The following is a 19,374-nucleotide window of genomic DNA, read 5'->3' as shown; positions in this document are numbered from 1 at the left end:
CGGTCACTTAACCGGTATGCTGTTTCTGTAAATTTGCTGAGTTAATCAGATAGTGGAGGTCTGACAGATGAATAATTCTTTAAAAAAGCCTTTTAATGTGTTGGATAAAGCCAAAACAGAGAGCATGTCTGATAAGGACTTTGAAAAATTTAAACGTGTTGAAAAACGAGCTGCGGCAATCGGCAAAGCAAAAATGAGTGCTTTTATGGCTCAGTTTCGCGCTGATGCCAGCGGCATGACTTTCGTGCAACTTTTGCAAGAGAAACACTCATCACAAAGACTTGGTAAATTTCTTCGTGCTGACGGACACCCTAGGCCAGCAGCAAGATGGGATGCCCACCACATTATATCCGGCTCTCATCAAAGCGGTGCTGGAGAGCGCGAGATTCTTGCAGACCTTGAGGTAAGAATTGATGACCCAGATAACGGATGTTGGATGCCAAAGACGAAAGCTGATGCAAGGCCAACCATTTACCCAAACGCCATTGGCCACAATAGAATCCATAGGAGGCTTTATTACCATTGGATACAAGGAACTATTTCTGTAATGAATACGGATGGCCAAGTAAGAGCATTTTTAAATACGGTGAGGATGCAGTTACTACAAGGAAACATAAAACCAGAAATGAAACTTCAGCAAGAAATTGATGAAGCTGAATATGATAGCTGGCTAAAAAAGAATCGAAAATTATGATTTATAAACTGATTGACGATTATAAAAATACTTACTCACCCTATATTGACGGCGTTGAATTAGGCACAAAAATGCCAACATACAGGCCAAGGTTTTTAGGAAAGCCTAGGCTTCACGAATGGGTTGCGCCGGAAGCATCCTTTTATTATTGTGAAAATTTCGAGGGTATGCGAGAAACGCTCCCCGATGTATCCATATGGTCGTTAGGAGTCATAGTTCTTAGTCCGGGAGCTTATAAAGTTTTTCATGCGTGCTTAGAAAAAGCAGGGGAGTTTTTGCCAATTACTATAGAAAGCGAAACTTACTATCTTTTTAATGTACTTTATATAATTCCAGAGTTGGCTACCAACAAAGAAAAAGCTGTCGAAATTATTGATTCAGGTGTTCACCTTGGTCAAGGTAATGTTTCATTTGATGAATCATTCTTAGAAGTAGAAGAGATAGCTGTATTTAAAACCCCTACAGATAGGCTTGTTTTTAGCTATTGCACTGAACGGTTTAAAAAACTCTATGAAGTCAATGGTTTTAAAGGTCTTGTGTTTGAGCCTGTTGAGGTAAAATAAACAACTGAGAGTGCCTTTATGCTCGCTGCCCGTCACAAGCCAATTAAGCCAAATATTAAGTGCCGCTCTCTAAGGCAGTTTTGTCTAGTGCATGGTCACATTTATAATTACAGGCAATCTGGTGATTATGTTTTGTATGAGTGCAGCTATGTAAGTAAGCATGGCATATTGAAGTTCAAGCTAACGCCGAAGTACCAAAGACTTATCACGCTGAAGCGCATATTTGGTGATAAGCATCAAAAATTTTCTGTCTCTAAATAGTCAATAATGCTGATGTTAAGTACGAAAGATTTGCATTAATTATTCTGTGGCTTGCGTTTGGTGCATGGAATAGCTAATTGTTATCCAAGTCTGAACGAAGGATAGGCAACGTCCCACTCTAAATAACTGATATCCACTTTCTATCAAAAAATGATACATGTTTAGAGGGGGCTAAGTGATGACAAAAGAATTTCAACGACATCTCGAAATTGCAAAAAAATATCTGACAAAGAACCTCCCATATTGGTGTGACGACTTCAGTCGACCTACCGATCAAGAATTTGCCAAATATTTAAATGCTAATGGTTTTCCTGTTCAGTATTTAATACTGGAAATTTTCGAGCAAGTATATATTCCTTCGAAATGTGATCTTGATAGTGTGATACGAACTGGAGCGCTGAGGCGGGCTTTGAAAGAGGAAGGAAAACAAGAGGATGACCTTCCGATTCTGGTTGATTAAATCTCTATAAAATCTTTCAGAATATCTTACTGAAAAAGCAGTAGCATAACTTAACTATTTATGAGGTTTATTAATAATGCATCAGCATAACCGCCGTATCTTAGCGGTTTAATGATGCGCCTGTATTTAGCAGCTCATAATTAAATTGGATTAAATTTAGAGCTTTGATACCATTTATAAAAGCGTCTTTTGGGTATACCTTACCCTTACCAAAAATTGGTCGCCCGCATGGTTTGGAGCGTAGTCCCGCATGCGGTTCCGGCCAATCCATTCGCTGCCTGGTTCATTAGAAAATGCTTGCTCAAATTTGATGGGTAGGTAGAATAAAGGGGTTGGCGCTGACCGGACCCGAAGGGGTGTGCCAATGTCGGGCTGTAAAGCCTCCCAGCCAGTGAGCGGGATATTCGGAGAAATCTGATAAAGAGTACGCCGGATTTTTTAGCTTATTTGATTGCCGCTCGTGACGGGAATGGTTTTTTCGTCCTCTTTTTAGAGCCGATTTCATCATTGACAGAGTTGGCAGTGAAACTTATTATGTGCTCGTTGCCCTAGAGGCCTTGTGATATTCCCTCCTTCGAGGACTTAAAGCCCAGCTCAAACGCTGGGCTTTTTCGTTTTGTGGGGTAAGTGGTCGGAAAGTTGACCCTGCCTAATGCCGACCCCCTGATGTTACTGAAATGCTGCCCTAATTCTATCAGTAGAGTGACTCATGCATATCTAGGTATGTTAAGTACAAGCGTAAATCAAACTCATACTGGTGATATTGCGGTTCCATATGCCTGCAGAGCTGATAAAAACTTTTATCATGCCCCTTCACCCGAAAATGTGACAGCTCGTGGACGGTGATCATCTTCAAAAACTCCTCAGGTGCATTTTTAAATACACTTGCGATCTTTATCTCATTAACCGTCTTGGTCTTGTTTCCCTGAATTTTAGTTATGTAATGGTGCTGTCCTAATGCGTGCTGAATGACTTTAATCTTTGAGTCATAAGCTACGCGATTGAGATGCTGGGACTTACCCAAGTATCTGCTTTTGAGATCCATGGTGTAATCATACAATTGCTTATCTGTCCGAACGCCGTGGCGTGTGGGGTATTTTTTTAAGAGCACTTCTCCCAGTCTGCCTTCATTAATTATTTGCTGAACCTGACCCAGGGTCTCCGCTGGATAGCCAGCGAGGTATTTGAGTGTATTTGATGGGTTCATGTGAAGAGCAACGTTTTATGTCTGGTGGGATTCAGTTCGTTCGAATATAACAGGTAGGGACATTCCTAGAGCGTCGGCTATCTGGTAGATCTTTGTAAGCGTCACGTTCTTTTCGCCGCGTTCAATGTGCCCCATATAGCTTCGGTCAATGCCAGCGAGATCAGCGAAAGCCTCTTGTGAAAGCCCTTTCTCCTTCCGAAGCTCCCTTATCGCGCGCCCAAAGGCCATTAAGTGTGCATCTTTCATAAGTGTCCAGCTGAAAAGCTAGAACTATCATTCCCGGCGGCTTATTATTCCACGGTCTAAAGCTCCCATTTTGATGGTCTAACCTATTGGAGGTAGGCTTCGAACGGGGATCGAGTCTGAAAGTGGGTGCTTAATGTGTGATCATGTAAACGAGAAAGATTTTCATTTGATGGTGATGTTGGTTGCTTTGGCAATGTGCTTTAAGCCGCAAGAGGAGTACTTAAGCGAAGATCAGGTAATAACCCGTGGCTTTTCACCTGTGGACAGCTATACGAGGATTTGTATTGCGAAGCTGATCGACACGGGAGCTGTAGAATTCAAAATGGCTGAGCCGGATTTTCAGCTCAATGGAGTAGATAATATTCTATACATTAAAAGACCGGTGAGTTCGGACCAGTTGGATGACTTCATTTATAGGAAGTCTGAAAAAATAAAAGGTCTATTATCCAGGTCATGTATAAATGGTTCATACCTGCAGGCACTGATTCAAGAAATATCTGCATGTGAGTGCATTGAATACGCAATGTACTACGCAGGTAAAGCCAGTATGAAGGTGACATGTCAATCTCCATCAAATGCAAAACTAAAACTGCTAGTTATGGAAAACACAACAGAAATTGTAAATGCATTGCTTTGGAGAGCCATAAAGCAAATATCCAAAGATCGGGGCAAGAGGGAGACTGTAGCTTTCGAAGAAATTGTGGATTTAACGTTTGAAACATATGTTCGCTATAAAAAATCAAATATCCAGATAGAGGGGTACAAATTTCCAAATCAAATAAGGCCTTCTGTAATGGCTGGTTTATTAGAATTGTATCGTACCAATTTGAATTTTTAAGGATTATCAATTTTTTCTAATCGGAATGACATTCGTGCCCGTGAGCTTTGCGAGCTGTTTTCTTAATTCATATAATTCATGCAAAAGACAGATTTCTCTTGCGAGAGCCGCCTCAAGATCGTTACGGTATTGGTCTGACTTTTGCCTAGCAAGCTTGAGCTTGTCTACGTTGTTATCCAAGCTATTATTTTGACTTTCTGCAGCAATATTTATTGCCTCGATAAGATCAGAAAAACTATCTCTAGACTTTTTAATACTTCCTTTTTTTCTACCTGCTTCAATTGCAACAGAGTCCTTCGAAATTTTTGAGCCTTTATTCACCCGAATAGGATTCCCATTTTTGATTCGTTCTAGAGCTGCGAAGTACTCAGACAGGGTAGAGTTTTCCATTTAATTTTAACCTTTTGAATTAATTTTTAAGGCCCTTTCTCGTGCATTAACCAATATTGCTAAATCTGAACTCTCAGTTCGATATTCGAGAAGGCTTTCATCAATATTTGCAACAAGCTTTGTCTGAGCTGCGATAACTTTATCTAGCTTAGAAACATGACAAACCAGATACTTGCAACCATTCTCAAGACATTCAGTATTAATCCACTTTAGCGCTGATTGGGTACACGGTGCTGTATTGGTGCAGCCTCCAATCAGTGTTTCTTGATATGCTATTTCGCCTCGCTTGAACTGTTGGAGTGTCTTTTCCCTATCGAAGGATATATTTCCATCGCCATCTATTATTTTGTTTTTCATCCATAATGCGTGGCCACCAAATAGGATGTCATCAGAAAATACAACGTTCAGAATATAGCTTAGACCCTCTGACTCAAGTTTGGATTTTTGCCAAAGGGTACCAAAATGGTCTTTGTCTTTTCCAATAAAATCTTTAGCGTAGACAGAGCCTTTAGCGTAGTAGAGAGACATTTCGTTAGTAATATGTTGTAGTTGTCTTCGTAGGGATGGAAGCGAAACAAGACCCGATCGTTGGGCATAAAGAGCTAGAGATCGACGTAATTGGTGTGAGGTAAATGACCAAGTGTTTCCAGGCTGAAACTTTGCCTCTGATCGCCATGCTCTGTGTGGGTCTATTTGCTCCAGCTCCAGAATATCGGTCTCTAGAATGATTGGCTCTACAATTTTTCTAAGTTTGTGCATTCGGCTCAAGTCGATATTGCTTGGTACGAAGCAATTGTTTTCAGGATGTCTGGTTGGGCCTGCGAGACCTAGATAACCAACTGGTACAAATAGTGGGTAGTATTCGCTTTCAGAATTTAGACTTTCTTTATGGATATTAAAAGTCGAGTAAATTGCTTCTGCAATTTTTTTTGCTGCTTTTAGTGCCCTGTAACCATCGACGTTAGTAATCCATTTGGCACTCTTTTTTCTTCCGTTATTAAACTTGGTTGTTCGCCCTACTATGCTGTAGTGCTCAATTCCATCAAGTGAAAATATTTTAATGCAGTTATAGGGAAGTGAGAAGACTTCGTCATCCCTCATTCCAGAAAAGGTTTGAATTGTTAGTTTCAGTGCTAGTTGAACTTCGGCAATAAGATTAGACAGGGTTTTAACATTAAGGCTAAGGTTTCGCTGATTGAAATAATCCAGACATTTACTAGGCAAAAGCTCAGGGAATGTCTTACATTTTTTATAGGGTATATTTAATTTTCTTGCGATGCTGAACTGATTGGTTGGGTTTCTTCCCTCTAAGGGGTTGTCTTTGCATAACTTTGTAATATGGAGAATTTCATCGGAAACTGGTTCCCATTCGTTTATGAAAGAAAAAAGCTGACTAATTATTTCTGAGTAAATTCTTGTAGGAATTGGAGAGTGTTGATTCAGGGTTGCCCTGTATTGTAATCCTCTTGCTTTTATAGCTTGAAGCATACTTTGTCCTACAATGATAAAGCCAAATTTATTATTTTTTAATTGCTGTAACATTGAGCCTAATGTTTGTATGTGCCATCCTGATTCTTGTGAATTTACGAAGTTCCATAAAATTTTTTCAGATTCAAATAACTCATGTATCGTAAGATTGTTTTTGTCGCAATAGTTACATGCGTCTTTAACTACGGTGAGATAGTTGCGTAGCGTTCCTATGCTCAATGACGGACCATTACGTATCCACATTAGGGAAAATAAAATTTGACGAGACTCCTCGATTAAGTTCTCGTGAACATTTGTTTCGCTTTCATTGTTCCAGAGCTTGAAATTTAATTTGCTAGGAACTTTTTCTGGATGATATGCCGATAGGTCCCAAATGTAGTCGCCGTACACTGAAGCAATGGTGCCATCTTGATTGCGGCTCACAACAAAGTCCTTTGATGGCTTTTCATTTCCAGACTCATGAAATATGTCCGGTGGTGCAGAGTGAGCTGGGATGTCAATATTGATTTCATACTTCTGATTCATGTTGTTATTCCTAGTTCAATAAGCATTTCAAGTTTTCTTCCCCAGTATGGGTCAAGCTCTCCAAAAACCTCCACTTCTTCTGTTATTTTATCTACGACGTTAGGATTTTTTTTGGAGATCTCGACTAATAATTCAGAAATTCTAGTTAGGATTGGATGTATCGATTCTTCGTGGAATGTAGTCCCTTGTATGAGATGCATAGTTTGGTTTATGCAATATCTGCAGCTTATTAACTTCCGTGTATCAATATCATCTGCATGTATTTTAAATTTTTCACAAAATAGACAGCCCTCTGAATTTTTGCAGTCAGATTTTATGGGCGTATTTAATTTTTCTTGAGATGGGAATCCGTAGTCGGTGCAAATTCCTAGAGAGTGAGATTTTCCTCCTTCTGCTTTTTCTCTGTTTTTGATAACGGTATTTGATATTTCATTAAGGTACTTTGAAATTTCTTGAGTTTGAGATGTTTCTGATCCTGTCGCATAAGAAGCTAATACGGTTTTTTCAGAGTTTTGCAAAATTAATGCGGTAGTTGCTGGATCGGTATTTCTAATTAGCCAGTCGCTTTTCGCGGAGCGCCATTGTCGAGATTTTATCGGTACTACATCAGGGCATATCTTTCTCAGGATGTCATATGTATTGTTAAGCGTCTCTTTCATCTGTGTTGGTTCAGATGTTCTCTTGAAGCCCTTGCTAAAAAATAGCCATTTACATTCATGACCTTGTAGTAGGTATTTTCTGATAGAAAGAAACTTATTAAATTTTGGTATGAATGAATTCGATACTTCGAAACACACGGGTTTATTATTGGCTCGCCACTTTATGACTCTGAAGAGTTGCCTTGATGCTTCTACTTCATAGTCATCAGACCAAGTTAAGTTTATGAGCTGAGACCAGTTGATTCCTGTTTCAGAGAGAAATAGTATAATAAAAAAGTGTAAAGAATTCATCGCTTGATGAAGTCTGTGAACGTCATAAATATTTTTATTTGATGCTTCTATTTGCTTTTTTGATTTTTCTATTTTTATTTTTATTCTAGATGGATGTATTTGTGAATTTTCTAAGGCTGCACTAATTTCCGACATGGTGGAAAGTCGGCCCTCTGTGTAATTATATCCTACGGATCTTTCGTTGGCTAAGTCTGGATGTTTAAACCAAGTGGTAGTTGGAAAGATCCATATTTTATTATCCTGATATTTTGCGAAGGCTGGAGCGGTTAGTGGAAAGGGATAAGGTTTAAATTCAGTGATAAAAGTGTATATGCTATCGAACAGATTTTCACATAAAGAAAGTACTTTTGCTTGTGCTTCCTCTTCTGGTGGTGATGTGGTTACTTTTGATGATACGTTACTTCTAATAAGATTTATTCCGTTTGAAAAGCTGTCGTCATCGAAGAAATCTTCCAGCACTCGTAGGACTGTAAATTGTTGCCTGGCGGCGCCATTAACAGATATGGTATTTGAATTTACTTTCTCTCTGAGAAATTTTACGTATTCACGAAAGCTTTCTTTCGAGGCGTTTAAATCTACAAGAATTTTCTGATAATTGTTCTTGTCTGCCCAGTCCATAAATGGGATCAGCCTAGATAGCCGGTCCCTAATGGTTTCAGGGCGTGAGCCACCAAAGGCCATTGCATTGGATATATATTTAATTAAATTGCCTACGGCTTCTGTTCTTTGATTGTCAATTGATTCTACGTTTACCCTTCTTCCACTATGTTTTCTTCGTCTTTTACTAGAGTTGCTAAAAATTGCTGATTCATCTCTATCTAGGTAGCAAAGTGATCCGATATCAACGGTGCTCCCAGAGGGAAATCTGAGAATTGTGCTTTGAATGGAATGTATTTCATGATCTTTAGGAAGTGGAAGGTTGTATACGTAGGTGCTTCTCTCAATTTTCATTTTTTCCAATCGTGTATTTAGCAATAAGGTTTTGGATGTGGTTTTGATATGTGGCATTTATAGCAGATGCCATGTGGAGGTTTGATCGGTATTGCAGGTATTTATCTGTTGTGGCCGATGATTCATGCCCCATGCGAGCTTTTACGAATTCTCTTGCCTGATGTAGCGTAATTTCACCAAGACTAACTCTTTTTAGTTGATGATCTGTTAAATTCATTCCATATGATGCTCTTGTGTCATGAAATTGATATTGAAAATTATCATCCTTTTTCTTTAAGCGAATTAATGGGATCACATAATCTTTAATAAATTGCCTTACTGCTTGTCCATTTTTTATGTGACGTTTGTTATTTGAACTATCAAACATCAAACTGTCTTGTTTGCTTGTGTATAGCGGAACCCCTCTAATACTTAGAAACAAATATTGATCTGCGTTATCTCCGTTTCCTGCGCGTAATCTTCGTAGCTTCGAGCGATTACTGTTTGCGTAAATGTGTAGCTTTTCATAGAGCCATTTGGGGAAGTGAAGAACAAGTTTTTTTCCATACTTTGTGTCAATTCCTGTTCCAGGTCCAGCGGGGACTCTTATTTCATCTGAAGTAGCATTTTTCAATTTTGCTGAAACATGCTTCAGTCTCATTGTTAATACTGTTTGAATTCGAGCTCCTGTTAAAAGCCCAACCAAGTGGATTAAGAGCATTTCGGTATTGCCTAGCTCAATCAGGGCTTCAATAAGATGTTCTTGGTCTGCTGTATTTAGTGGGCGTAGTTTTCCTCCGTCTTCGATTTGATCGCTATATGGATCATTTGGCTTTGCCGTTTTTATTGATAAATCTGTAGTGCTTATCTGCTTTGAAAACTTTAGGCCTCGCCTATCCGTTAGCTGAATAAAACGGTCATCTTTTTTCCATGGTGAGTGAGCGGGTTTTAATGTATTTTCTTGAATTAACCAAGAGTAAAAAGATATCACCGTACTCATGTGACGTTTTGCAGTTGAATCCTTTAGGTGATCGCTCGCAATTTCAAGTTTCAAATAGGAGCTGTAGCGATATGTTGGTCTTTTGAGTTTTTGGGATGGGAATTCCGTCCAGTCAATTCCAGTTTCATCGAGAAACCTTCGGAATGAAGCGAGAGAGTCGGCGATGCTGGCTAGCGTGGACATGACGGGATTGGGAGTTGATTCAGCCCGGGACAGCAGATAGATATTTGCCTCCGCCCACGGAACCCCATGCGCGTCGAGGACTATAGGAAATAGATTAAATCTAGATCCCATCCATCTGGGTTTAAAATCAATGCGCTCTCCAGTTGGGTTTTCATGTTTATTTCGAACGTAATAATCCGGATTGGGGTTGCCTTCTCTGAGGTAAATTGGAATGGCATTTTCATCTGTAGGGAATGCAATTTCAGTGACCTCCAAGCATGGCAATAAAATTCGTTTTGCTTGTCGCTTCATCTCAATGATCCTTTAGTTTGAGGTCGCGAGCTTGGTGAGGGGGCGCGTATGCTTTGACCTAGATGTCCATGCTATTGATACTTGAAAGTAGCGTCAATGTGTTCATTACTTGTGAGTACAAGTTCGTGCACCACTATCATTTTCAAGAAAGCTTCCGGCGCTTTGCGGAAGACGCTGGCAATTTTAATTTCATTGATGGTTTTTAACTTTGCGCCCTGTACCCGGCTGATGTAGTGATGTTGGCCAAGTGCGTGTTGGATGACTTTGATCTTGCTGTCATAGCTTACCCGGCTGAGTGGCTGGGTTTTGCCCATATACTCGCTTTTGATGGTTTGGGTGTACTGGTAGAGCGCGTTGTCGGTGCGGATATCGTGTACCTGTGGGTAGCGTTTCAGCAGGATTTCCTGCAACCGATTCCCGTCAATGATCTGCTGAACTTGTGTGAGAGTTTCGGCCGGGTAGCCGGTGAGATATTTCAGATGAGCCATAGTAGTGCGCAAAATTGATCAGACTGTGGTTATAAGCGACAGCCATTATAAAGACTAGAGCAGCGTTAAGTAAAAATTAACCGGGCTGGGTAAAAATTACAGAGCTCGCCTTGGTGCATTTGTGTTTTTGGATTGCTTTATCCTGGGGCGGTGGGTTGGGTAAGCGCGCAAACTTTTCATTTCTATAGGTTCGAACAGCTGATTTGTGAGGTTCGACTTTTTTCTAGCGGATTTTTATCACGCTTTTGATGTGCGTTGCTCAGTAAATCCGTTTTGCCAAAAAATATTTATGATTGTTGGCCTGAAAAATGCTTTTCTCAAAAGCGAGGCAGACAAGGATTAGCTATATGTCGCTGAAAATTGTTGCCGCCTAATAATGTTTTATACACAACACATCGTTTGCATATTCGTGACTTACTCATGAGTCATTCGCATGGAGGTAGTAATGAGCGATTTATCGGTAGAAAGTGTTGCGGTCAATCCCGTGAGTCCGGTCAGCAACTTGTCAAATGAACCTCCTGTGGTTCGTTTCCATCACTCCAAAATACTGGCTCTTTTTCGCGCGATAGACAGTGCGATTATTGTGTTGATGTTATGGGCCTGTCTCTCATTGACCGGGTTGCACTGGAATAATGTTTACACCACATTTGCCATAGCGGCTGTCATTGTGTTCAGTTTTTTTGCCGAGAGTAATGAAGTTTATTATTTGTGGCGCGGCCATTCCATGCGCGATCTTGCGGTGCGTTTGTTTTTGGCATGGTTTGCTACTGCATTATTTCTGGTGCTGGCACTGGTCGCTGCTTATCCCTTTGTTAATTACGGTTTACTTTCCATGGCTGCCTGGTTGGTAACAACTCCCGCGGTAATGGTGGGGATGCATATTGGCCGACGCTTGGTGTTGGCTCGTTTGCGTGCAAAGCCGACAGAACCGCGCCGTGTTGCAATTGTGGGTGCAAATGATTTGGGCTTGCGTTTAATTAATTCGATGTCCGACATGCCGTGGTTAGGTTACCGGGTCATGGGATTTTATGATGATCGCGTATCAAACAATGACATTGGCCGCCGCCTTGTGGGCAACAATATCGATGTTAAAGGTGGATTGGACCAACTGTATCAGGATGCTCACGATGGCAAGTTGGATCTTGTTTTTATTGCGTTACCGATGCGCGCCGAATTGCGCATGCGCACCGTAATTGATCGCCTTGCTGATACCACAGTATCGCCTTACGTAATTCCCGATGTGTTCAATTTTGATTTGTTGCATTCGCGCATGACTTGCTTACAAGGTATTCCGGCGCTGAGCATTTATGATTCACCTCTGGTGGATAATAGCTGGGCTAAACGTCTGGAGGATTTGGTCTTGGGCTTGGGTATTTTATCGGTGTTGGCGATTCCCATGCTGATAATTGCTGCAGGTGTAAAACTGACATCGCCCGGGCCGATATTTTTCAAACAAACCCGTTACGGTATGGGTGGCGAAAAAATCAAAGTCTGGAAATTTCGCTCCATGACAGTGTGCGAGGATGGTGCAAATGTTGCGCAAGCAAAACGCTCTGACCCGCGTATTACTCCCTACGGAAATTTTTTACGCCGCACCTCGCTCGATGAACTGCCACAATTGTTTAATGTTATTTCCGGTAGCATGTCATTGGTAGGGCCTCGCCCTCACGCCGTTGCGCACAACGAATATTATCGCGGGCAAATTAAAGGTTACATGTTGCGTCATAAAGTAAAACCTGGCATTACCGGTTTGGCGCAAGTGAATGGCTTTCGCGGTGAAACTGAAACGCTCGATAAAATGTCTGGCCGTATTGCTTATGATTTGGAATACATCCGCAATTGGTCGGTTATTTTGGATATTAAAATTTTATGGAAAACCATTTTTAAAGGATTCGTAAATACCAATGCCTATTGAGCAAGTGTTTGTTAAACAAATGCTGGTTAAACCCATGTGGATTGGGAAAACCTGTGTTAAACAACACAGGGTAAACATGATTGTCGCATCGATGCTGTTGGGTGCAGCCAGCGCCAGTTTGGCTGCACCGGATCAGGCAAGATTAAAACCGGATCGCGTAACACTAACCGCAGGCGCGCAAGAATATTGGGATAGTAATTTTGCGCGCACTGCGGATACCGATTCTGAACACTACACCCATAGTTATGTTGCGCTTGATGTTAAACAGCGTGTAAGCAAACAGGATTTCTCTTTAGTTGCCAGCGGCAGCCGTTATGATTACGCCGAGCGCGAAGATTTGGACGCGAATTTTTATGAAGGGCAGGCGAGTTGGCGCAGTGATTGGAGCCAGCGGATAAAAACCTCCGTCGTCTGGAAGCGCGATGCTTATCTTGTTGACCGGTTGGAATTTGCTGATAAGGACATAACCGCACTCGAAAACCTGCAAGGCCAAATCACATTAATTGCCAATAACCATATCAGTTTTGCGCTGGGCGCACGGCAAGCTGAACAAACCCATTCCAATGACCTGCGTGAATTTCTGAATTTTGATGAAGATGAGCTATTTGCCGAGAGCACGTACACCACGGCGAATAAATCGTCCCTGAGCCTGCGCCTGCGCGATGGTGAACGGCTTTATCTGCAGCCGCTGTATACCAATCCTGACGGCAGTACAGGTGTGCTGGATTTTGAATATCGCCAGGCAGAGCTGGAAGGGGTTTGGGCTCTCACGCGCAAAACACAATTGGGGTTTACGGCCGGGCGCTACAAACGTGAAGGTGATATCAACGAAGGAACAGGAACTCTGGCGTTAGTTGATGTGGCTTGGGCAATCAGCGACAAACTCAAACTTGCACTCAGCTATAGCCAGAATGAGCCGGCGATAGGTGAAACCTTTGATTCCCCGGCAGATATTCGTACCAGCAAACTGGGGCTGAATTGGGAGCCCTCCGCAAAATGGCTGTTCAGCATGGATGCCAGCTACAGTGACCTGACGTATGTGGCGCGGTTGGATACCCCCGCACGCGACGAACAGCTGACCACCATCAGCCCATTGCGGCTGACTTATCAATTCTCGGACAGCCTTGCAATCCGTATGGATAGCCAGTGGGTTGATCGTGAATCGCCGTTGTTATATCGCGATTACGATTATGCGCTGGCAAGCCTCGGTATTCGCTTCACGTTTTGAGCCATTATCTGATTGCTTATCGATGCCTGATGTCTAACCAAGCTATCGATACCACCATCATGCCAAACGCAGTAGACGTTGGAGTTTATCGATTAGCGGTTTGGCTTTGGCTGGAGCCATAGCGGCGCTTTCACCGAGGAAGTGTTTGGTTTCCTGCCGGAAAATACAGGACATGATCAGTGTGTAGGACACACATCCCACACCAGCCAGTAGCAACACTCGCACCCCCAAATGCATATCGCCCGGCAGCACAAGGTATTTGATACAAAGTACAACCGCGAACATCATCAGTGCTGCAAAAAACGTAGGGGCAACCGTGCCCAGTTGGCGGCCAACGCTGACACCAAACGCGTGTTTGAAAAACCACATATTAAAAAAGATACCCAGATAGCTGCGCAGTGCAAACCCTGCAGCGGCTATGACAACCCCATAAGGCACCAGAAGTACACCGAGTATGCAGTTAAGAACAAAATTGATGCTGGTAACCTGCATGACCCGTTTTGAATGACCGCTGGTAGCTAATGCTGCATTCACCTGATAGCCAATCACCATGGGTGCTATCCCCAGCGCCAGAAAAGTCATGATTTGGCCGCTTTGCGCCCATTTGGCTGTGAACGCGAGTTCAATAAATTCAGGTCCCAAGGCTGCGGCACCAAAAAAAATCGGAAAGGTAAAGTAGGCGCTTACACGTATAACCCTGAGTGTGGCTTCCGCTTGGGCATCGCGCGCATTCAAGCGGGCGAGTGCAGGCATTAATGTTTGTTCGAAGGGCTTGATCACAATTTCCTGAAGGATAAACAGCGCCCGGCCGCCCACACGAAAAAATCCCAGTGCTGCCGATCCCAATATCACGCCAATCAAAATGTCGTACACCGCATTGGCAAGGTTGCCGATCATTTGCGCCAGTGCCAACGGAGTTGAAAAGCCGAGTTGGGCGCGCGCATAAACAAAAGAGAAATGCCAGTCGGGCATCCACCGTGCATTAATTATGGTGAGCAGGGTAATCAAGGCATGGCTCAGTAATTGTTGTGCGACCAGCGCCCATACGCCGTAACCTTGAAATGCCAAAAACACACCCAGACAACCTGCGAGTAAACTGCTGATAACGGTGCGAAATGCGATAGCGCGGAAATTAAATTCGCGTTTGAGTTTCCCTTCATGTACTGCTTTAACACCTTCCAGCAGGAAAATAATGCAGAGCACTTGCACCAACAATTCTGCGCGCGTGTCGTAGTAGTACGCGATCACCGGTGCGGCAATAAAAAACACCATTGCGGTTACCAGCGCCGCCAACAATAAATTGAGATAAAAGCAGGTTGCAGCGTAATGTTCGTCCCATTCCGGGTGGCGCACTATCGCTTGCGGCAGACCGGCGTTGACAAGGATTTTGCCCAGTTCAACCACGATCAATGCAAAAGCAACCAAACCAATATCCTCGGGCGCGAGCAAGCGCGAGAGAATAATAAAAATAACAAAACTGATAACACTGTTACCGCTTGCGGCTGCACTCATCCATAGCGTGCTTTTTCCAAAACTCTTCTTCAGGCTCATAGCGTTTTTGAACTGCCTATCGTCATTAATCAGTGTCCAGTATCAAGGCGTTTGCCGGTGCGCAGGCAAAGGGCGAGAAAGCGGCCAATGTCCAGAGTATAGCGACGCGCCAGCCGCGCTGGTTCAAGGCACAAGCGGTAGCACCATTCCAAACGGAAGCGCCTCACCCACTCGGGCGCGCGGGCTTTATCGCCTGCGAGAAAATCCAGCAGCGCGCCAATACCAAACAGCAGTGTCGGTTGCAGGCGATGGCGCTGTTGCAGGATCCAGCGCTCTTGCAAAGGGTTGCCCATCGCTACCAACAGGACGTTTGCACCACTGGCATTGATCTGTTCAACCAGTTGGTCGGTATCGGTCGCTTGTCCGTAACCATCGCAGGTGCCCACTACAGTAACCCCGAATTGGGTGCGCAGGGTGTCTGCGGCGCGCTGTGCAACACCTGGTTTGCCGCCAAACAGAAAGACTTTCCCCTGTGACCCGAGGGATTGCAAAAACGCTGGGGTGAAATCGGTGCCGTTGAGATTCTCTGGAAAGCGGGTGCGATGTACTAGCCAAGTGGCGATATCCACGCCTATACCATCGTTGATGACAAGTGTGTCTTTCACCATACCCGCTTGCAGCCCCTGGCATTGGACAATGAAGTTGGTGTTGGCAAAAAACAAGGCGGTCTGCTCGCCCTGATTCAGCCTTCTGTGCAACTTCTCCATTAGTTGCGGGCCGGTGGTGCGCAGCAAGCTAAAGCCACCCAGCGCGATACGGTCATTACCTGTGTCGTAATGGAGTGCAGTGTTCATCACGCCATCTCCGTATCGGTGAAGGTGCGTGGGCTGAGCATGCGCTCGGCGACCTGTTGCCAATTGAGCACGGGTTGGGTGCGTATCGGTTGGGTGGGGTGCAATGCCCGCTCAATAGCCGCGGCGATGGAATCTGCATCACCCAGGTCATAGCCGAAGCGATTGGTGTAATCCGCAGCAATAAAATGTGGGCAAATTGCGGGCACGCCGAAAAACGCATACTGGATCAGCTTCATGGAGGTATCGCGCAGATAAACCGGCAGGTTGACGCTGGAATAGGGCGCAATTCCCAACTGCGCATGTTTGATATAGGGCAGCGTTTGGGCAAACGGCATTTCGCCATACAGATGCACATTGGGGCCGTAATCCGGATGGGCAGGTTGGCCGCAGCCAATAATGTGGAAGTGAATGTGCGGAAAACGGCGCGAGGCCAGCACAAAAAATTCCGGATCGAACAACATCGAGCCGACCGACACTGCATGTATGCCTTCACGGTAGGGCGAGGGGTCGGCTTGCTCGGCAACGGCGTGGTCGATTCCATGGGGTACAAACGCCAGATTGTGGCGGCTGGGAATGCCATCGGCCAGAGCTTTGGAGGGCAGGGCGATGGTGTCCATTTGTGGTGCGGCCTGTGCAAACGCTTCGTTCACATAGTCGGCTACATTGATGGTATCGAGCGCATCGGATGCGCGGTACAGCACTTTCGCGCTCGGGTTGAGGCGTTTAATCAAGTCGAAGAAGATCGGCGCAACCCCGCTTTCCAGCAAGATCACGTCAGCTTCTTTGATCCAGCGGCGCAAGACCGGGTTGCGGCCACGGCTGTAGAGCGCGTACATCAGGTTTTCGATCGGCCGCAGCCAGCTGCGACGGGTGTTGAACGGGTGGTACAAGGTTTTCCACAAGTAACACTCCACGCCCTGGAAAACGCCTATTTTGTTGGCTTCACTATCAAGCGACAGGCGTGGATCGTGGGTGTAGCGGGACAACTTGCTGTAGCGCAGGGAGAAAAAGCGCGTAGTGCCCAGCTTGGCCAGCTCGCGGGTTATAAAGTGGATATTGGCGCGGCGCGGCGAACGGTAATCGTGCGCGGAAAGCACCAAAAAAACGGGCTTGGTATGGCCAGCCATCGATTCGGTTGGGTTCATAGATAACTCCTTAACGTGTCCCGGTATCTGTGATCTTGAACATTCATTGCGGTGCTTCACCGGGAGCCTGTGGCGGGCTCAGGTCATCACCGCGATAAAACTGGTTTTTCAATGGTGCCCACTGGGGCGATGGGGTATCGGCGTTGGTGTTGAGTGCAAAGGGATAAGTGCCCCACCAACTACCGGCGGCCCAGTAACTCCAGCCTTTCCACTCGTTGCCTTTCATCAACTGCAGAAAGCGTTCCAGGGTTTGCATGCAGCCTTCGGTTGCCGCCATACCAAATTCGCCAAGGAATAATGTCAGCCCGTTTTCCTGTGCCCATTGGCCAATGCGTTCAAAGCGCGCATTAAAGTGGTCGGGGGGATAGCAGTCCTGCGCCATACCGGAGTAGTAGGTGTCGGCATATTGATGTACTTCAATCACGCTGCGCTTGAGTGGATCTTTCAGCCCTGCGAATGCTTCGGCGTTAGAGAGCCCATCGTGTTTATGAAACCAGCTATGTAATCCGTTCCAGCTACCACCTCCGACCATCACCAAGTGGGTGGAGCCAGCCGCGCGCAAGGCCGCCAGCGTGCGTTTCGCCAATGCTGCCCAAGTCGCCAGCGGGATATGCGCCGGTTCATTCATCAGCCCCAAGGCAACATAATCGGGGTTGTTCAATTGCTCTGCCAGCCGTACCCATAGCTGGACAAAAGCCTCCTGCGCTTGCGGCGTAGTAATGGGATCTGCGTAGTATTTGGCGTAGTTATGGACATCCAGCAGCACGCACAGATCATTCTGTTGTGCCTGCTCTACCACAGTTTGGATGCGCTTGAGTTCAGCGGCATCAAAACTGCCCCCAAGGCTTGGTTGCAAGCGTTCCCAGCGAAACGGCAGGCGAATGATGTTGGCACCCTGGGCGGCGATGTAGGTGATCTCTTTGCTGTTGGGATAGATGTAATCCTTAAACACAACGCCCGGCAGTTTTTTGGTATTGAACTCGGCACCCGCGAGATTCACGCCGGTGAGCCGGGTTTTATCCAGGCAGCCCGCCCAGCTTGTGCCAGAGGCCAGTGCTGGCAAAACGATGCTCAATAGCAATGCCTGGAGCCTGCTCATGGCCGCCGTCTCACCTGTTGGTAGAGTTCCAGATAGCGGTCAGCCACCTCGGGCCAGGCGTAGCGCCGCGCAAAATCCATCGCTTCTGCACGGCGCAGCTGGTAGCTGTCTTCGCCTTCTTCATGCAGGCTGAGCAGGTTGTTTACGGCGGCAGTCGGTGCTGTATCCAATGGAGTCAGAAAGCCAAGACGGGATTCTTCAACCAACCGGCGGAACGGTGGTATATCGCTCAGTATGGGCGTTAGCCCCGCGCTCATCGCTTCAATCGGGGCGATGCCAAACCCCTCGTGACGAGACAAACACAGGAAGTAACTGGCCTGCCGGATCAGGCGGCGTATTTCTTCATCGCTGGGGTTGGCAACCAACTGTACGGCCTCTTTCAAACCCAACCATTCAATGTGCTGGAGCAGTTCTTCCGCACTGTGGTCGTATTCGCGCCCGGCGATGGCGAAGCGCCATTGCGGGTTTTTGCGGTGCAGGGCGGCAAACAGCTCAAGTGCCGGTAGCAACCCTTTGTTCACTGACCAGCGACCGAAATACACAATGCTGGGCTGCAACGCACTGGCGGCCTGATTGGCGTACTTTTCAATGTCTACCCCATTTTCAATGACCTGTAGTTTGCGCTCCCCCATGATCTGGCTGAACAGATGGCCATCGTTAGCACTGGTGGCGACCACTTTGCTGTAGGCATTGGATGAAAGACGGGTAATGGTTTTGAAATAGGCCTGCTTGGCGCGCGAGGCAAAATCGGTATGAAAAAAACCGCCATGGGTAGAGAGCACCAACGGACGTTTGTGCAACCACTTGGTGGCGGCGAGGAAATCGTAAAAGAAGTCCACCCCATGGACATGGATGACATCGCTATCGCCCAGATGTTTGAGTACTGCAGGGCAGAGTGGATAACGGCTGGAGCCTTTGTAGGGCAGCCGAATCACCTCTACGCCATCAATCGACTCCTGCGCAGGCAGTGGCTCATCGGTGTTGCGGAATAACCGGTCGAGCGTAACGATGCGCGTTGCCTTGTGGCCGGAGCGCAACTGGTGGCGGGCGATATTGCGCACCACTTCTTCCATCCCGCCGATTGAAGGCAAATATTGACGTACCACATGAGTCACGCTGATCGACATG

18 protein-coding genes are annotated in these 19,374 nt (G+C 45.3%); 6 read left to right on the top strand and 12 right to left on the bottom strand.

From position 1 onward, the window contains the following. Positions 1-67 precede the first annotated feature (67 nt). From VC28_RS10085 to VC28_RS10075, 3 genes are all read left to right on the top strand, one after another. A complete protein-coding gene (locus VC28_RS10085) occupies positions 68-694 on the top strand; it encodes an AHH domain-containing protein (RefSeq protein ID WP_049630521.1) in 627 nt (208 codons plus the stop codon). Further along, entirely contained in the window at positions 691-1,257 is a 567-nt protein-coding gene (locus tag VC28_RS10080; RefSeq protein WP_049630520.1) for a hypothetical protein, read from the top strand. Before VC28_RS10085 ends, VC28_RS10080 begins: the two co-directional genes overlap by 4 nt. 439 nt (positions 1,258-1,696) lie before the next feature. After that, complete coding sequence (locus VC28_RS10075) at positions 1,697-1,978, top strand: hypothetical protein (RefSeq protein WP_049630519.1); 282 nt, start codon at positions 1,697-1,699, stop codon at positions 1,976-1,978. 694 nt (positions 1,979-2,672) lie between these two features. On the opposite strand, the gene VC28_RS10070 is transcribed toward VC28_RS10075, so the two are convergent. Both VC28_RS10070 and VC28_RS10065 read right to left on the bottom strand, forming a co-directional pair. Then, the gene (locus tag VC28_RS10070) at positions 2,673-3,185 is read right to left on the bottom strand and encodes a YgjP-like metallopeptidase domain-containing protein (RefSeq protein ID WP_049630518.1); all 513 of its coding nucleotides are present in this window, start codon (positions 3,183-3,185) and stop codon (positions 2,673-2,675) included. Between the two features lie 15 nt (positions 3,186-3,200). Continuing rightward, on the bottom strand, positions 3,201-3,413 hold the full coding sequence (locus VC28_RS10065) for a helix-turn-helix domain-containing protein (protein WP_231591883.1): 213 nt from the start codon (positions 3,411-3,413) through the stop codon (positions 3,201-3,203). Between the two features lie 151 nt (positions 3,414-3,564). Here VC28_RS10065 and VC28_RS10060 point away from each other — a divergent pair, with 151 nt between their 5' ends. Beyond that, positions 3,565-4,269 (top strand): hypothetical protein, encoded by a 705-nt coding sequence (locus tag VC28_RS10060; RefSeq protein ID WP_049630516.1) that lies wholly within the window; start codon positions 3,565-3,567, stop codon positions 4,267-4,269. Positions 4,270-4,275: 6 nt separating this feature from the next. Here the strand turns inward: VC28_RS10060 and VC28_RS10055 are convergent, their stop codons facing one another. From VC28_RS10055 to VC28_RS10035, 5 genes are all read right to left on the bottom strand, one after another. Further along, the gene (locus VC28_RS10055; RefSeq protein WP_049630515.1) at positions 4,276-4,659 is read right to left on the bottom strand and encodes a hypothetical protein; all 384 of its coding nucleotides are present in this window, start codon (positions 4,657-4,659) and stop codon (positions 4,276-4,278) included. 6 nt (positions 4,660-4,665) lie between these two features. Next, the gene (locus tag VC28_RS10050) at positions 4,666-6,672 is read right to left on the bottom strand and encodes a hypothetical protein (RefSeq protein ID WP_049630514.1); all 2,007 of its coding nucleotides are present in this window, start codon (positions 6,670-6,672) and stop codon (positions 4,666-4,668) included. Beyond that, on the bottom strand, positions 6,669-8,573 hold the full coding sequence (locus VC28_RS10045) for a hypothetical protein (RefSeq protein WP_049630513.1): 1,905 nt from the start codon (positions 8,571-8,573) through the stop codon (positions 6,669-6,671). Before VC28_RS10045 ends, VC28_RS10050 begins: the two co-directional genes overlap by 4 nt. Beyond that, complete coding sequence (locus VC28_RS10040) at positions 8,563-10,026, bottom strand: site-specific integrase (protein WP_053094185.1); 1,464 nt, start codon at positions 10,024-10,026, stop codon at positions 8,563-8,565. The genes VC28_RS10045 and VC28_RS10040 overlap by 11 nt, the downstream gene beginning before the upstream one ends. Before the next feature lie 71 nt (positions 10,027-10,097). Continuing rightward, the gene (locus tag VC28_RS10035) at positions 10,098-10,514 is read right to left on the bottom strand and encodes a M48 family metallopeptidase (RefSeq protein ID WP_197085506.1); all 417 of its coding nucleotides are present in this window, start codon (positions 10,512-10,514) and stop codon (positions 10,098-10,100) included. Between the two features lie 445 nt (positions 10,515-10,959). Here VC28_RS10035 and VC28_RS10030 point away from each other — a divergent pair, with 445 nt between their 5' ends. Continuing rightward, positions 10,960-12,429 (top strand): undecaprenyl-phosphate glucose phosphotransferase, encoded by a 1,470-nt coding sequence (locus VC28_RS10030; protein ID WP_082191489.1) that lies wholly within the window; start codon positions 10,960-10,962, stop codon positions 12,427-12,429. Further along, entirely contained in the window at positions 12,419-13,657 is a 1,239-nt protein-coding gene (locus VC28_RS10025; RefSeq protein ID WP_231591707.1) for a hypothetical protein, read from the top strand. The genes VC28_RS10030 and VC28_RS10025 overlap by 11 nt, the downstream gene beginning before the upstream one ends. Positions 13,658-13,714: 57 nt before the next feature. Here the strand turns inward: VC28_RS10025 and VC28_RS10020 are convergent, their stop codons facing one another. From VC28_RS10020 to VC28_RS10000, 5 genes are read right to left on the bottom strand one after another with little or no spacing between them, the layout of a single operon-like run. Further along, a complete protein-coding gene (locus VC28_RS10020; RefSeq protein WP_049630512.1) occupies positions 13,715-15,208 on the bottom strand; it encodes a lipopolysaccharide biosynthesis protein in 1,494 nt (497 codons plus the stop codon). A 29-nt stretch (positions 15,209-15,237) separates the two neighbouring features. Then, the gene (locus VC28_RS10015) at positions 15,238-16,002 is read right to left on the bottom strand and encodes a WecB/TagA/CpsF family glycosyltransferase (protein WP_049630511.1); all 765 of its coding nucleotides are present in this window, start codon (positions 16,000-16,002) and stop codon (positions 15,238-15,240) included. Continuing rightward, a complete protein-coding gene (locus VC28_RS10010; RefSeq protein ID WP_049630510.1) occupies positions 16,002-17,147 on the bottom strand; it encodes a GumK N-terminal domain-containing glycosyltransferase in 1,146 nt (381 codons plus the stop codon). Before VC28_RS10010 ends, VC28_RS10015 begins: the two co-directional genes overlap by 1 nt. Before the next feature lie 43 nt (positions 17,148-17,190). Continuing rightward, positions 17,191-18,246 carry a glycoside hydrolase family 5 protein gene (locus VC28_RS10005; RefSeq protein WP_049630509.1) on the bottom strand — a complete coding sequence of 352 codons (1,056 nt, stop codon included), beginning with the start codon at positions 18,244-18,246 and terminating at the stop codon, positions 17,191-17,193. Next, the gene (locus VC28_RS10000) at positions 18,243-19,373 is read right to left on the bottom strand and encodes a glycosyltransferase family 4 protein (RefSeq protein WP_049630508.1); all 1,131 of its coding nucleotides are present in this window, start codon (positions 19,371-19,373) and stop codon (positions 18,243-18,245) included. The genes VC28_RS10005 and VC28_RS10000 overlap by 4 nt, the downstream gene beginning before the upstream one ends. Between the last annotated feature and the right edge of the window lies 1 nt (position 19,374).

Origin of the sequence: Cellvibrio sp. pealriver (assembly GCF_001183545.1) — a bacterium.
GTDB lineage: Bacteria > Pseudomonadota > Gammaproteobacteria > Pseudomonadales > Cellvibrionaceae > Cellvibrio.
This window is presented reverse-complemented; position numbering and strand designations above follow the sequence as displayed.